The 13296-nt window shown below is 72.2% G+C and carries 12 protein-coding genes and 1 pseudogene; 7 read left to right on the forward strand and 6 right to left on the reverse strand.

What is annotated here, in order from left to right:
• Positions 1-35: 35 nt before the first annotated feature.
• From folP to ACNYS0_RS22905, 3 genes and pseudogenes are all read right to left on the reverse strand, one after another.
• Positions 36-899 (reverse strand): dihydropteroate synthase, encoded by an 864-nt coding sequence (gene folP / locus ACNYS0_RS22895; RefSeq protein ID WP_422476358.1) that lies wholly within the window; start codon positions 897-899, stop codon positions 36-38.
• A gap of 86 nt (positions 900-985) precedes the next feature.
• Positions 986-1843, reverse strand: a pseudogene (locus ACNYS0_RS22900) (phosphatidylglycerol lysyltransferase domain-containing protein); the annotation flags it as partial.
• A 159-nt stretch (positions 1844-2002) separates the two neighbouring features.
• The gene (locus ACNYS0_RS22905; RefSeq protein ID WP_422476360.1) at positions 2003-3157 is read right to left on the reverse strand and encodes an ABC transporter ATP-binding protein; all 1155 of its coding nucleotides are present in this window, start codon (positions 3155-3157) and stop codon (positions 2003-2005) included.
• A 196-nt stretch (positions 3158-3353) separates the two neighbouring features.
• Here ACNYS0_RS22905 and ACNYS0_RS22910 point away from each other — a divergent pair, with 196 nt between their 5' ends.
• The 4 genes from ACNYS0_RS22910 to ACNYS0_RS22925 all read left to right on the forward strand — a co-directional run bounded on the left by ACNYS0_RS22910 (position 3354) and on the right by ACNYS0_RS22925 (position 6986).
• Entirely contained in the window at positions 3354-4115 is a 762-nt protein-coding gene (locus ACNYS0_RS22910; protein ID WP_422476363.1) for an ABC transporter permease, read from the forward strand.
• The gene (locus tag ACNYS0_RS22915) at positions 4112-4780 is read left to right on the forward strand and encodes an ABC transporter permease (protein WP_422408041.1); all 669 of its coding nucleotides are present in this window, start codon (positions 4112-4114) and stop codon (positions 4778-4780) included. Before ACNYS0_RS22910 ends, ACNYS0_RS22915 begins: the two co-directional genes overlap by 4 nt.
• 67 nt (positions 4781-4847) lie before the next feature.
• Positions 4848-5813, forward strand: a complete 966-nt coding sequence (locus ACNYS0_RS22920) for an ABC transporter substrate-binding protein (protein ID WP_422476365.1) — start codon at positions 4848-4850, stop codon at positions 5811-5813.
• Between the two features lie 156 nt (positions 5814-5969).
• Positions 5970-6986, forward strand: a complete 1017-nt coding sequence (locus ACNYS0_RS22925; protein WP_422476366.1) for a hypothetical protein — start codon at positions 5970-5972, stop codon at positions 6984-6986.
• A gap of 168 nt (positions 6987-7154) precedes the next feature.
• On the opposite strand, the gene ACNYS0_RS22930 is transcribed toward ACNYS0_RS22925, so the two are convergent.
• Both ACNYS0_RS22930 and ACNYS0_RS22935 read right to left on the reverse strand, forming a co-directional pair.
• Positions 7155-8504, reverse strand: coding sequence for a PH domain-containing protein (locus ACNYS0_RS22930; protein WP_422476367.1), 1350 nt, complete (start codon positions 8502-8504; stop codon positions 7155-7157).
• On the reverse strand, positions 8501-9025 hold the full coding sequence (locus ACNYS0_RS22935) for a PH domain-containing protein (RefSeq protein WP_422476368.1): 525 nt from the start codon (positions 9023-9025) through the stop codon (positions 8501-8503). The genes ACNYS0_RS22930 and ACNYS0_RS22935 overlap by 4 nt, the downstream gene beginning before the upstream one ends.
• Here ACNYS0_RS22935 and ACNYS0_RS22940 point away from each other — a divergent pair.
• On the forward strand, positions 9024-10208 hold the full coding sequence (locus ACNYS0_RS22940; RefSeq protein WP_422476369.1) for an NADH-quinone oxidoreductase subunit D: 1185 nt from the start codon (positions 9024-9026) through the stop codon (positions 10206-10208). The two genes, ACNYS0_RS22935 and ACNYS0_RS22940, sit on opposite strands and share 2 nt — an antisense overlap.
• Here the strand turns inward: ACNYS0_RS22940 and ACNYS0_RS22945 are convergent.
• Positions 10173-11216, reverse strand: coding sequence for an SAM-dependent methyltransferase (locus ACNYS0_RS22945; RefSeq protein ID WP_422476370.1), 1044 nt, complete (start codon positions 11214-11216; stop codon positions 10173-10175). The genes ACNYS0_RS22940 and ACNYS0_RS22945 overlap by 36 nt on opposite strands.
• 128 nt (positions 11217-11344) lie before the next feature.
• On the opposite strand from ACNYS0_RS22945, the gene ACNYS0_RS22950 reads away from it, so the two are divergent.
• On the forward strand, positions 11345-12547 hold the full coding sequence (locus ACNYS0_RS22950; protein ID WP_422476371.1) for a sensor histidine kinase: 1203 nt from the start codon (positions 11345-11347) through the stop codon (positions 12545-12547).
• Between the two features lie 59 nt (positions 12548-12606).
• Positions 12607-13281: a response regulator gene (locus ACNYS0_RS22955; RefSeq protein ID WP_422408033.1), complete on the forward strand. Its 675-nt coding sequence runs from the start codon at positions 12607-12609 to the stop codon at positions 13279-13281.
• The last annotated feature ends 15 nt before the right edge of the window (positions 13282-13296 follow it).

A 13296-nucleotide genomic window follows, 5' to 3' on the forward strand; every position in this document is an offset into this window, starting at 1 on the left:
GTTGGCCGTCTCCACGGCCTCGGCGTCGGCGCCGGTCACTGGGCTCCTTCGACCGCGCGGGCTACGCGTACGGCGTCGGCGGTGGCCCGCACCTCGTGCACGCGCACCGCCCAGGCGCCCGCCTGCGCGGCGAGCGCGGAGACGGCGGCGGTGGCCGCGTCGCGCTCGCGGGCGGGCGGCGGGGCGCCCTGCTCGCCGGCCAGGACATGGCCGAGGAACCGCTTGCGGGAGGCCGCGACGAGGACCGGGTGGCCGAGCGCGTGCAGCCGGTCGAGGTGGGCGAGCAGGGAGAGGTCGTGCTCGGCGTTCTTGGAGAAGCCGAGGCCCGGGTCGATGACGATGCGGTCGGGGGCGATGCCGCCCTCGATGGCGGCCCGCACGCGCGCGTGCAGCTCGTCCACGACTTCGGCGACGACGTCCTCGTAGGTGCCGGGCACATTGGTGCCCTCCAGGAGGCCGCGCCAGTGCATCACGACGAAGGGCGCTCCCGCGGCGGCGACGACGGGGACCATCTGCGGGTCGGAGAGCCCGCCGCTCACATCGTTGACCAGGGAGGCGCCCGCCGCGAGGGACTGCTCGGCGACGCAGGCCCGCATGGTGTCGACCGAGACCGTCACGCCTTCGGAGGCGAGTCCGCGGACGACGGGGATGACGCGCCGCAGCTCCTCGTCCTCGTCGACGCGGGTGGCGCCGGGGCGGGTGGACTCGCCGCCGACGTCCACGAGGTCGGCGCCCTGGGCGACCAGGTCGAGGCCGTGTTTGATCGCGGCGGTCGTGTCGAACCAGCGGCCGCCGTCCGAGAACGAGTCCGGCGTCACGTTGACGACGCCCATGACCGCGCAGCGGTCCCAAACGGGGAGGTTGGCTACGTGGCCCCGGCGGACCTGCGACGTGCTCATGGCCTCAAGCCTAGGCCCTTCGCGGCGGCCGGGATCTCGCGGCTTCGGCGCCCCGGGAAGGCACCGCGGGTTTCGTGGCGGGGCCGCGCCGCCAGGCCGGTCTCGCGGGTCCAGACCGCGCACCCCGTCTCGGAGCAGCCCATGACGGCCGGCGTCCAGGAGTGGGTCCGGGCCTCGTCCATGAAGCGCTCCATGGCGCCCGGCCACGCCTCGACGTCGCCCATGGGATCGCCCTTGGCCAGCATCACGCCCGACACGACCCGGTAGCGGACCGCCGCCTTGCCGCTGGGCGAGAACACGATCCCCTTGTCGCGGGCTGTCGGGCCCTCGGGGCGGCACGCGAGGTAGAGCGTGGTGAACGCGGTGACGAGGCCGAGGGCGCCGAGCGAGAGGGCGACGGTGTGCGCCGTGCCGCCCGTGTAGACGAGGGGGCCCGCCATGCCGAGCAGGCCGCACAGGACGTGCTCCAGGCGGTCCACGAGGCTGGGGGCGCCGACGAGCCGCTGCGGGTGCGCGCTGACGACGGCGAGGCCGATCAGCAGCGAACCGGCGCCCAGGAGCACGAAGTTGGCCAGGGCGCGCCAGCGGCCCCGGGGGTCGGGCGGCGCGTCGAACTGCTTCCGGTCGCGCAGCAGGAGCCACAGCGGCACCAGGGAGAGCGCCGCGCCGACGGCCCCCACGGGCGGTTCGCGGTACGCGAGCTGTCCGGCGGCGCCGAGCGGCAGCAGCGCGATCACCGCCCAGCAGGCCCGCCGCTTCCGGCGCCGCAGCATGCGCGCGAGCAGGACGAGCAGGACGCCGCTGCCGAGCGTGAGGGCCGCGGCGTACGGGCCGAGGGGGCCAGGCAGTGCCTCCGTGACGGCGCCCGTACGGCCGCGGGCGAGCCGCGGCAGGACACCGGCCACGATGTCCGCGCCGCCGGCCAGGAGGCAGGCGCCCGCGATCCGCCGCATCCCCGCGCCCCCTCCCGCCGCTCGCCCCACGAGGCATGTGAACACGGTGCGAATGCCGCATCCGTGACGTACGACCTGTAGGACGGAAGCGGAGCGACCCCGGTTCACTCGTGAAGGGCGAACCCCACGGGAGTGTGAACGGCGGCCCGGTCAGGGGAGCAGTTGTTCCACCGTTTCCAGGTCGACCTCCGCGCGCGAGATGTCGCGCGCGTCCGCGGCGGTGGAGCGGCGCAGGGCCTCGTGCAGCCGGGCCGGGGTGAGCACGCCGAGGAAGCGGCCGGCGCTGTGCTCGTCGATGACGGCGATCCAGCCCGCGTCGTGCTGGAGCATCGTCGCGAAGGCCTGCTTGAGCGGGGCGCCGACGGGCAGCCAGGCCTCCATGCGGCGGGCGTGCTCACGTACGGAACCGGTGCCCACGCGCGCGTGGTCGGCGGAGATCCAGCCGTGCAGGTTGTTGTCGTGGTCCAGGACGACGGCCCAGCGGGCGTCGAGCTCCTTGGGCAGCGGGTCGTCGAGGTGGACGACGGGCGGCTGCTCCAGGTCGCCCTCCTCGATGGGTGTCACCGAGAGGCGCTTGAGGCCGCGGTCGGCGCCCACGAAGTCGGCGACGTAGTCGGTCGCGGGCATGCCCAGGACGGCCGACGGGGTGTCGTACTGCTCGATGCGGCCCTCTCCGTAGACGGCGATCCGGTCGCCGAGGCGGACGGCCTCCTCGATGTCGTGCGTGACGAACAGGACGGTCTTGCCGAGCGTCTGCTGAAGGCGCAGGAACTCGGTCTGGAGGTGTTCGCGGACCACGGGGTCGACCGCGCCGAACGGCTCGTCCATCAGCAGGACGGGCGGGTCGGCGGCCAAGGCGCGTGCCACGCCCACGCGTTGGCGCTGGCCGCCGGAGAGCTGCTCGGGGTAGCGCCCGCCGAACACCTTCGGGTCGAGTCCCACCAGGTCGAGCAGCTCGGCGGCCCGCTCACGGGCTTTGGCGCGCTTGACGCCCAGGAGGTGCGGGACGGTCGCCGTGTTGTCGAGGACCGATTTGTGCGGGAAGAGGCCGACCTGCTGGATCACATAGCCGATGCGGCGGCGCAGTTGGACGGGGTCGACCTCGGATATGTCGTCGCCGTCGAGGAAGATCCGGCCCGCGGTGGGTTCGATCAGCCGGTTCACCATCTTCATCGTCGTGGTCTTGCCGCAGCCCGACGGGCCGACGAGCGTGACCAGTTCGCCCTCGGCCACCTCGAAGGACAGATCGTCGACGGCGGTGGTGCCGTCCGCGTACCGCTTGCTGACGTGCTCGAACCGGATCATGGGACCCCATTCTGCCGGGCCGCGGCCCGGTTGGGGATGACCGGAGACGGCAGTCATGTGACGTCCGTGTTGCGTCCGGCGTCCGGGCCTCGGTCATTGTCAGTGGCGCGGGCTAGGGTCTTCGGCAGTCGGGAAAGGCGCGTGCGGCTGTGCGGGCCACTGACATACGTTCGGGGAATCGGGGGAGGTGGCCGGCGTGAGCGAGCGGAACTGCCTGGTGGCCAATGACTGGGTGTGCGGGGAGTATGTGCGCACCCGCGGCCAGGAGTTGGTCGACGCGACCGTCCAGCACCTCGGCATCACCGCGGCGTCGGTGCTGATCGGCGTGCTGATCTCGGTCCCGCTCGCGCTGCTCGCCCGGCGCGCCCGCGTCTTCGCGGGACCGGTGCTCGGCGTGACGACGGTGCTGTACTCGATCCCCTCGCTCGCGATGTTCTCGCTGCTGCTGCCGCTGTTCGGCCTCTCGGTCTCGCTGGTGGTCACGGGTCTTGTGCTGTACTCCCTGACGATCCTCGTGCGGAACATGCTGGCGGGTTTGCAGGCGGTGCCCGAAGAGGCGAGAGAGGCCGCCCGCGGGATGGGGTACGGGCCGCTGCGGCTGCTGTGGGAGGTCGAACTCCCGCTGGCGCTCCCGGCGATGCTCGCCGGAGTGCGGATCGCGACGGTCTCCACGGTGGCGCTGACGACGGTCGGCTCGATCGTGGACTACGGCGGGCTCGGCACGCTGATCGTCGGCGGCCTCCAGAGCGACTTCAAGGCACAGGTGCTCACCGCGTCCGTGCTGTGCGTAGTGCTCGCGGTCCTGGCGGACCTGCTGCTGCTCGGCGTGCAGCGGTGGCTGACGCCGTGGACGAGGGTGGGTGCGCCCGCTCGGGGCGGCTCGCGAATACGGGGGCCGCGCGGCCGCGGCGACGAGCCGCGCGCCGAGCGGGAGAAGCCGGAGAAGGCGGCAGCATGAACGCGATATCGGGGGCCTACGACTGGCTGGCCACGGGCGCCAACTGGCAAGGGGAGAAGGGGGTGTGGCACCGCCTCGCGGAGCACCTGTACTTCTGCGGCGTCGCGCTCGCCGTCTCCTGCCTGATCGCGCTGCCGCTGGCCCTGTGGCTCGGGCACAAGGGCAAGGGCGGCGCGCTCGCCATCAACATCTCGAACGTGGGGCGCGCGGTGCCGACGCTGGCCGTCCTCGTGCTCCTCACGCTCACCCCGCTCGGCCGGCACGGCGATGTGCCGACGCTGATCGCGCTGGTGCTGTTCGCGGTGCCGCCGCTGCTCACCAACGCGTACGTGGGGATGCGGGAGGTCGACCGGTCGGTGGTGGAGGCGGCGCGCGGCATGGGGATGAGCGGCCGCCAGGTCTTCGCCCGGGTCGAGCTGCCGCTGGCGTACCCGCTGGTGATGACAGGGCTCCGGTCCGCGACGGTGCAGGTGATCGCGACGGCGACGCTGGCGGCGATGGCGGGGGAGGGCGGGCTCGGGCGGATCATCACCGCCGGGTTCAACCTCCAGGACACGCCGCAGGTGGTCGCCGGGGCGGTGCTCGTGGCCGTGCTCGCGCTGGCCGCGGAGGGCTTGTTCGTCGCGTTGGGGCGGGTCTTCGACCCCATGCGGAGGCGGGCGTGACCCAGGGGCGGGCCCAAGGGCTCGGTTTTGTTTTTTCGGTACCGGCAGCAGTGCGACGAGGAGAGCGATGAACAGCAGAACGCGTCGGGTGGCCCTGGCGGCCGTGACCGTGGGTGCGCTGACCGCGGGGCTCACCGCGTGCGGTGGCGACAGCCTCGAGGGCAAGGACGATGCGGGCGGGTCGGGTGGCGGCGGGAAGGGCAAGGTCGTCATCGGCGCCGCGCGTTTCACCGAGGCCAAGGTGCTCGGTGAGCTCTATCGGCAGATATTGGACGACGCCGGGTACGACGCGTCGGTCAAGACGGTGGAGAACCGCGAGATCTACGAACCGCAGCTCGCCAAGGGCGCCATCGATGTGGTGCCCGAATACGCGGCGACCCTCGCCGAATTCCTCAATCTGAAGGAGAACGGGTCGAAGGCGAAGCCGGTCGCGTCGAGCGATGTGGATGCCACGGTGTCCGCACTGCGCAAGCTGGCGGAGCCGCAGGGGCTGAAGGTTCTGGACGCGGGAGAGGCCGTCGACCAGAACGCGTTCGCGGTGAGCAAGGACTTCGCCGCGAAGCACAAGTTGAAGACGCTTTCGGATCTTGGCAAGTCGGGCCAGAAGGTCAAGATCGCGGCCGGTGACGAATGCGAGACCCGGCCGTTCTGCGCACCCGGACTCAAGAAGTCGTACGGGATCGATGTCACGGGAATCGACCCGAAGGGCGTCGGCACCACGCAGTCGAAGCAGGCGGTGAAGAACGGCACGGACCAGCTGGTCCTGACGACCACGACCGACGCGACTCTGGAGAACTTCGGGCTTGTTCTTCTGGAGGACGACAAGAAGCTCCAGAACGCGGACAACATCGTTCCGGTTGTGAACGCCAAGGATGCGGGCGACAAGAAGATTGCGGATGTCCTCGGGAAGCTGACGAAGGCGCTCACGACCGACGATCTCGTCGAGCTGAACCGGAAGGTCGACGCCGAGCGTCAGAAGGAAGCCGATGTCGCGAAGGAGTATCTGGAGTCCAAGGACCTCATCGCTAAATGATCTTGATCGACGCGCGCGTTCGGGAGGGGCGTGATCGGTATCGGCCGCGGTAAGTGGCCTTGTCCGTACGGGGGTTAGGTGTTTTCTGTGACAGGTGTGTCCGAATATTGCCGGGCGGGGCTTCGCGATTTGCCTACGCGCGGTAAGTTTCTGGCCATGCCACGTGGACGCCACCGCCATTCTCCGCCCCTGCACCGACTCCTGCCTCCGACGGTGATCGCCGGTGTGCCTCTCGTCTGCGCGGGGGCCGCCTGGCTGTCCGACGATCCGTTCGTGCTGCGGGGCGTCGCGGCCGCGGCCGCCGCCGCGGCGGTCGTCGGTGCCGTGGTGATGCGTCGCTGGGACCGGCTCGCCGGCAAGCGGGTCGCCGAGCTGACGCGCGGCGCCGCGAGCGAGCGGTGGCGGCACGAGGAGGCCGTGGCGGAGCTGGAGGGCGACCTCGACGAATCGCGTGAGCTGCGCACCCGCCTGGAGGGCAAGCTGCGGGCGAAGCGTGCCGAGCTCGCCGCGCTGCGGGGCGAGCACGCGGCGCTGCTGCGCCGGTACGCGAACGCGGAGACGGAGCGGGCCAGCGCGCTCGAAGGCCGTCGTCGCCTCGCGATAGAGGCCTCGGCCCCGGCGCGGGCGCTGCCGCCCGTGCCCCCGGCCGTGCCGGGCCGTCCCACCCCGGAGATGTACCGGCGGGCCAATGTGGCGCTCAAGCGTCTCGCGCGGCCCGAGCCGGCGGCGCACGCCGCGGAGGAGGCCGATTCCCAGGGGAAGTCCGAGGCGGCGGCCGGCCACTTCACCGTGCCGACCGCCGCGATGGTCGTCCCCGCGGCTCCCGCGCGGAAGGTGCCCCAGGGCGGCTTCGACTTCTTCGGCGCGGGGCGCTCCGCGCAGGGCGAGGAAGACCTGGCGGATGTCGTGGGCGAGGAGCTGGCGGCGGAGGTCGCGGCCGAGGTCGACCAGGCGGACGAGCCGGTGGCCGAGTCGCAGGCCGACGCCGACGCCGACGCCGACGCCGGCGCCGACGCTGAGCCCGAGTCCGAGTCCGAGGTCATGGCGGAGGCGGAGGCGGACAGCGAAGCCTCCGCGGACGCCGAGCGCGAGCAGCAGGTCATCGACCTGACCGCGCACGACGAGACGGAGCAGATCGACATGGGCGAGCTGAGGTCGGCACTTCAGGCGTGAGGTCTGGGCGTGAGGTCTGGGTGTGAAGTCCTGGGCGTGAAGTCCTGGGCGTGATGCCCAGAACGGGACGCGTCAGGCGTGAAACGGGCAGGTGAGGGGCGGGTCGGCGGACAGCCGACCCGCCCCTCACTCTTTCCCGCCCCCCCACTCGTTCCCGCCTTCCCGGGCCTACGCCCCGGCCATCCACCGGTCGGGGCGCGCGTCGCGCCGCCCCGTGCGGGACCGGTCCGCCTGGGTCCGCAGCAGGTCGGACGCCTCGTCCGCGTCCCTCAGACGGGCCGTCACCGTCTTGTTGGCGCCCGTGTCCAGGTGCAGGTCGGCGACGCGCCAGTACCGCTCCCAGGGCCCCTGGGTGAGGCGCACGCTCTGCACCTTGGCGTGCGGGACGAGCGAGAGGCGGCGTTGCAGCAGCCCGTGGCGCGCGGCGAACACCGTTTCCGTGACCGCCACTCCGTAGCTGCGCCACCACACCGGCACGCACCAGCGCCCGCGCCGCGGCGCCCCTGCGAAGTCGGCGGGCTTCGGCACGGAGACCCCCGGCAGGATCCGCGCGACGACGTCCTCGGCGTCCTCGCGCGGCGCCACGGGGACGAGCGCGGTGTTCGACGACCCGGCGACGTGCAGCTCGACGCGGACCCAGCCGCGCCGCCGCCACAGCAGCGGCTCCACGATCCGTACGGTCTGCACCCGCCCCGGCGGCACGGTCTCGTGCACCCGGTCGAGCAGCCCGTGGTCGATGCGCAGCCCGTCCTGGGACTCGCCGACCGTCCAGTCGTACTCCTTGATGAACCGGCCCGCGCTGTTGGTGAAGGCGCCGCCGACCAGCGGCACCGCGACCGCGACCACCGTCCACAGGTTGTGGGTCGCGAACCACAGGAGCAGCGGAACGGCGACCGCGGCGAGCAGCATGGCCCACGGAGCGCCCGTCAGGAGCAGCGCCACCGCGAGCATGCGCGGGGGCGTGTGCAGGATCGGCCGCGCCGGCGCCTCGCCCACCTCGTGCGCCGACTCGGGCGCGAAACCGGCGGCCCGCGCGAGGAGTTCGGCACGCAGCTTCCCGGCCTCGCGCTCTCCCAGGAAGGCGAGCTCGTCCTTCTTGTCGGCGCCCACTACGTCGAGTTTGAGCTTGGCCACGCCTACGAAGCGGGCGAGGAGGGGCTGCGTGACGTCCACCGCCTGGAGGCGGTCGAGCCGGATGTGGGCGGTACGGCGGAACAACAGGCCCGTACGGATGCGCAGTTCGGTGTCGGTCACCGCGAAGTGCGTGAACCACCAGGTGAGGAATCCGTACAGGGCGGCCGCCGGAACCAGCACTCCGATGCCGATCAGCAGCATGGCGGTGGTGAGGTGGGCCAGCTGACGCTGCGCCTGGTCCATGTCGTGGACGGCCCAGCCGAGCAGGATCGCGATCGGCGCCCACGCGCGGCGCAGCGGCGTGACGGGGTGCAGGCGCCGCTCTCGCGCGTTCTCCTCGGACTCCTGGACCGGGACGCCCTCGGGGGCGCGGGAGGCCGTCACAGGCCCGCCGATCGGGCCTCGCCGAGTTCGGTGAGACGGTCGCGCAGGCGTTCGGCCTCCTCCGGCGCGAGGCCGGGGATCGTCGCGTCGGTGGCCGCGGCGGCGGTGTGCAGTTGCAGGCTCGCCAGCCCGAACTTCCGCTCCAGCGGGCCGGATGTCACCTCGACGAGCTGCATCCGTCCGTACGGCACGATCGTCTCCTCGTGCCACAGGACGCCGCGGGTGATCAGCAGGTCGTCGGACCGCTCCGCGTACCGCCACGAGCGCCAGTTGCGCCCGAGCATCACCCAGCCCCAGGCCAGGACCGCGAGGGGGAGCGCGGCGAACGCCGCCCAGCCGGGGCCCGCGAACACGGCGAGCAGCACCGCGAGCGCAGCCGTCAGCGGCACCAGCCACAAGAGCAGCAGCAGGCGCCGCAGTCTCAGCAGTCCGGCGGGCAGCCCGGTCCAGTCCGGCCCTGTCGTGCTTGTCGACGCTGTCGGCCCTGCCGCGCCTGTCGCCCCTGCCGCCCCTGTTTCCATGGGTTCACCCTACGTACGAGAGACTGTGTCCATGACGCCCACGACTCAGGCCACGGTCGGCATCGGTGGTGCCGCGGAGAGCACCGACATGGTGCTCAACATCGGTCCGCAGCACCCGTCCACCCATGGTGTGCTGCGCCTGCGTCTCGTGCTCGACGGCGAGCGGATCCAGCACGCGGAGCCGGTCATCGGCTACATGCACCGCGGTGCGGAGAAGCTCTTCGAAGCGCGTGACTACCGGCAGATCGTGATGCTCGCCAACCGCCACGACTGGCTGTCCGCGTTCTCGAACGAGCTGGGCGTCGTGCTCGCCGTCGAGCGGATGCTGGGCATGGAGGTACCGGAGCGCGCCGTGTGGCTGCGGACGCTGCTCGCCGAGCTGAACCGGGTGCTCAACCATCTGATGTTCCTTGGTTCGTACCCGCTCGAACTGGGCGGAATCACGCCCGTCTTCCACGCCTTCCGTGAGCGCGAGGAGCTCCAGAACGTGATGGAGGAGGTCTCCGGCGGGCGCATGCACTACATGTTCAACCGCGTCGGCGGCCTCAAGGAGGACCTGCCGCTCGGCTGGACGACCCGCGCGCGTGCGGCCGTCGCGAGCGTGCGCTCCCGCATGGACGTCTACGACAACCTCGTCCTCGGCAACGAGATCTTCCGGGGCCGCACGCGCGGGGTGGGCGTGCTGTCCGCCGAGGCCGCGCACGCCTACGGGGTCAGCGGCCCGATCGCCCGCGCCTCCGGCGTCGACTTCGACCTCAGGCGCGACGAGCCGTACCTCGCCTACGGAGACCTTCAGGACACCCTGAAGGTCGTCACGCGGCAGGAAGGCGACTGCCTGGCCCGGTTCGAGTGCCTCCTGGAGCAGGCGCACAACGCGCTGGACCTCGCCGACGCCTGCCTCGACCGGCTCGCGGAACTCCCGCAGGGCCCGGTCAACCAGCGCCTTCCGAAGGTCCTCAAGGCGCCCGAGGGCCACACGTACGCGTGGACGGAGAACCCGCTCGGCATCAACGGCTACTACCTCGTCTCCAAGGGCGAGAAGACGCCGTACCGGCTCAAGCTGCGCTCCGCCTCGTACAACAACATCCAGGCGCTGACCGAGCTGCTTCCGGGGACGCTCGTCGCCGACATGGTGGCGATCCTCGGGTCACTGTTCTTCGTGGTCGGGGACATCGACAAGTAGTCCGGCGCCGACGAGCGGGCCGTCCGGCGCCAGGCCCACCGGTTCGACCAGCCAGCCGAAGTCGCCGAGCCCGCCGCGCGCGGTCAGCTCCGCCGCCTCTCCGGCGCCCGCGAGTGCCCGGACGTACGCCGCCGGGTCCTGCGAGGCGAGGGCCAGCGGCGGGCGGCCCGCACTCACCCCCAGCGCGCCCAGGGCGGTGCGCTGCGTCAGGAGGCGGGCGCCCGGGGTGCTCGCGCACGCGTCCAGTGCCACGTGCGCCGTGATGTCGCGGGAACCGTCGGGCACTGGCGTCGTCTCCCGGCCTTCGCGAAAGCCCGTGAGCGTGCCGAAGGGCGGCCGCGAGGCGCGGGTGTGCGCGTAGTCCACCGCGACCGCCAGGCCGCGCTCCAGGGTGCGTACAGCGGCCGCCCAGGCCTCGTCGCGGGGGAGCCCGACCTCGGCGCGCAGGCCCGGCTCGGCCGGCAGCGGCCACCACCGGCGCAGCCACTCCGCCGAGGCCTCGTCCAGGGGCGCCGTGTCCAGGGTCTCCGTGCCGTCCTCGCGTACGAGGACCAGCCGGGCCGTGCCGTTCGCGTCCGCCTCGACGACCTCCAGGGGCACGTTGTCGAGCCACTCGTTCGCGAAGAGGAGGCCGGTGACACCGGCGGGCGGCTCGGCCTGCCACTCGATCCGGTGGTCGAGCCCGGCGGGCGGTTCCGCCTTCTCCACTGCGTAGGCACGCGCGCGTAGTGCCACTTTTTCCGGCAGCACCTCCAGGACGCGCGAAACCAGCTCGCCGCGGCCCGCCGCCATGTCGACGAACGCCAACTCCGCGGGCTCGCCGAGGGCCGCGTCCACCCGGCACAACAGCTCGGCCACGGCCCCGGCGAAAAGCGGCGACGCATGCACCGACGTGCGGAAATGCCCCGCGGGGCCCTCGGCCCTCCGGTAGAAGCCGGCCGGTCCGTACAGCGCCTCTTCGGTGGCCGCGCGCCATCCGCGCGGCGCCTCCCGTTGTCCGTTCTCCACACCTGAAGGCTATGTGCGCCGGGCGCGTGCGCCGTGGGGTCCCTCCACCTTCAGGAGTACGCGCGCCGGGTCCGGATCGACCCTCCGGTTGACCCCTGCACGCTGCACGCTTCCCTACTCTGGGTTACGTGCAGCGCGTCTACGACTTCATCCGCAGACACCCGACATGGGTCGACGGCTTCTGGGCCGTGATTCTTCTCGGCATGTCCGTGGTCGGGGCGAACGGCGCGGGCAGCGCGGGGCACGGGAACGAGGCGGCGCTGCTCGTCTGTGCCGTGCTGATGTCCGTGGTGGTCACGCTGCGCCGCCGCATGCCGGACAAGATGCTGCTGCTCGCGGTGGCCACGGGCCTCGGCCAGCTGGTGTTCGACGCGCGGGTCAACCCGTCGGACTTCGCGATGCTGGTCATCATCTACACGTGCGCGGTGAGCGGACCGCGCTGGGCGTCCCGCTCCGGTCTCGTCGGCGGGCTGCTCGCGGCGCCGCTCTCCCAGCTCCGCTGGCCCACCGCGGGCGACATCAGCACCACGGGCCAGGTCCTCGTCACCGTCTTCCAGATGGTGCCGTTCGCCCTCGCCTGGGTGCTCGGCGACTCGCTGCGCACCAGACGCGCGTACCTGGACCAGCTGGAGGAGCGCGCCGACCGGCTCGAGAAGGAGCGCGAGGCGCAGTCGAAGGTCGCGGTGGCGGCCGAACGGGCGCGCATCGCACGCGAGTTGCACGACGTCGTCGCGCACAACGTGTCGGTGATGGTGGTGCAGGCGGACGGCGCCGCGTACGTCCTCGACCAGGCGCCCGACCAGGCCAAGAAGGCCCTGGAGACCATCTCGGGCACCGGCCGCCAGGCGCTCGCGGAGATGCGCAGGCTGCTCGGCGTGCTGCGCACCGGCGAGCACGAGGAGGCCGGTGAGTACGTTCCGCAGCCCGACGTCGAGCAGATAGAGGAGCTCGTCGACGAGGTGCGCACGGCGGGTCTCCCGGTCGACTTCCGGGTGGAGGGCACCCCGCGCCCGCTGCCCAGCGGCGTCGAGCTGACCGCGTACCGCATCGTCCAGGAAGCCCTCACCAACACCCGTAAGCACGCGGGGCCCAACGCGGGCGCCAGCGTCCGCCTCGTCTACTTCGACGACGGCCTCGGCCTGCTCGTCGAGGACGACGGCAAGGGCGCCCCGCACGAGCTGTACGAGGACGGGGGCGCGGACGGTTGCGGCCACGGCCTCATCGGGATGCGCGAGCGCGTCGGTATGGTCGGCGGCACGCTGGACGCGGGGCCGCGGCCCGGCGGTGGCTTCCGCATCAGCGTGCTGCTGCCTCTCAAGCCCGCCCATTGACACGTACAAGCCCCCTGCCAGGTACCTGTCCACCGCCCCGTACAAGTGAGGACCGCCCGATGTCGATCAAGGTCATGCTCGTCGACGACCAGGTGCTGCTGCGCACCGGCTTCCGGATGGTGCTGGCCGCGCAGCCGGACATGGAGGTCGTCGCCGAGGCGGGCGACGGCGTCGAGGCGCTGGAGGTGCTGCGCTCGACGACGGTCGACGTCGTGCTCATGGACGTCCGTATGCCGAAGCTCGACGGGGTCGAGACGACGCGGCGGATCTGTGAGGCGGCCGAGCCGCCGAAGGTCCTCATCCTGACCACCTTCGACCTCGACGAGTACGCCTTCTCGGGGCTGCGGGCGGGGGCCTCCGGCTTCATGCTCAAGGACGTGCCGCCGGGCGAGCTGCTCACCGCGATCCGCGCCGTGCACAGCGGCGACGCGGTGGTCGCCCCGTCCACGACCCGGCGGCTGCTCGACCGGTTCGCCCCGATGCTGCCGAGCAGCCCCGACCAGCCGCAGCACAAGCGGCTCGAACGGCTCACCGAGCGCGAGCGCGAGGTCATGGTCCTGGTCGCCCAGGGGCACTCGAACGGCGAGATCGCCGCGCGCCTGGTGCTGTCCGAGGCCACGGTGAAGACCCATGTGGGCCGCATCCTGACCAAGCTCGATCTGCGCGACCGGGTCCAGGTCGTCGTCCTCGCCTACGAGACGGGGCTCGTCCGCGCGGGCGGCGCCGGGGCCTGAACCCCGGAGGCCAGG

Origin of the sequence: Streptomyces anthophorae, assembly GCF_049310305.1 — a bacterium.
Classification (GTDB): domain Bacteria; phylum Actinomycetota; class Actinomycetes; order Streptomycetales; family Streptomycetaceae; genus Streptomyces.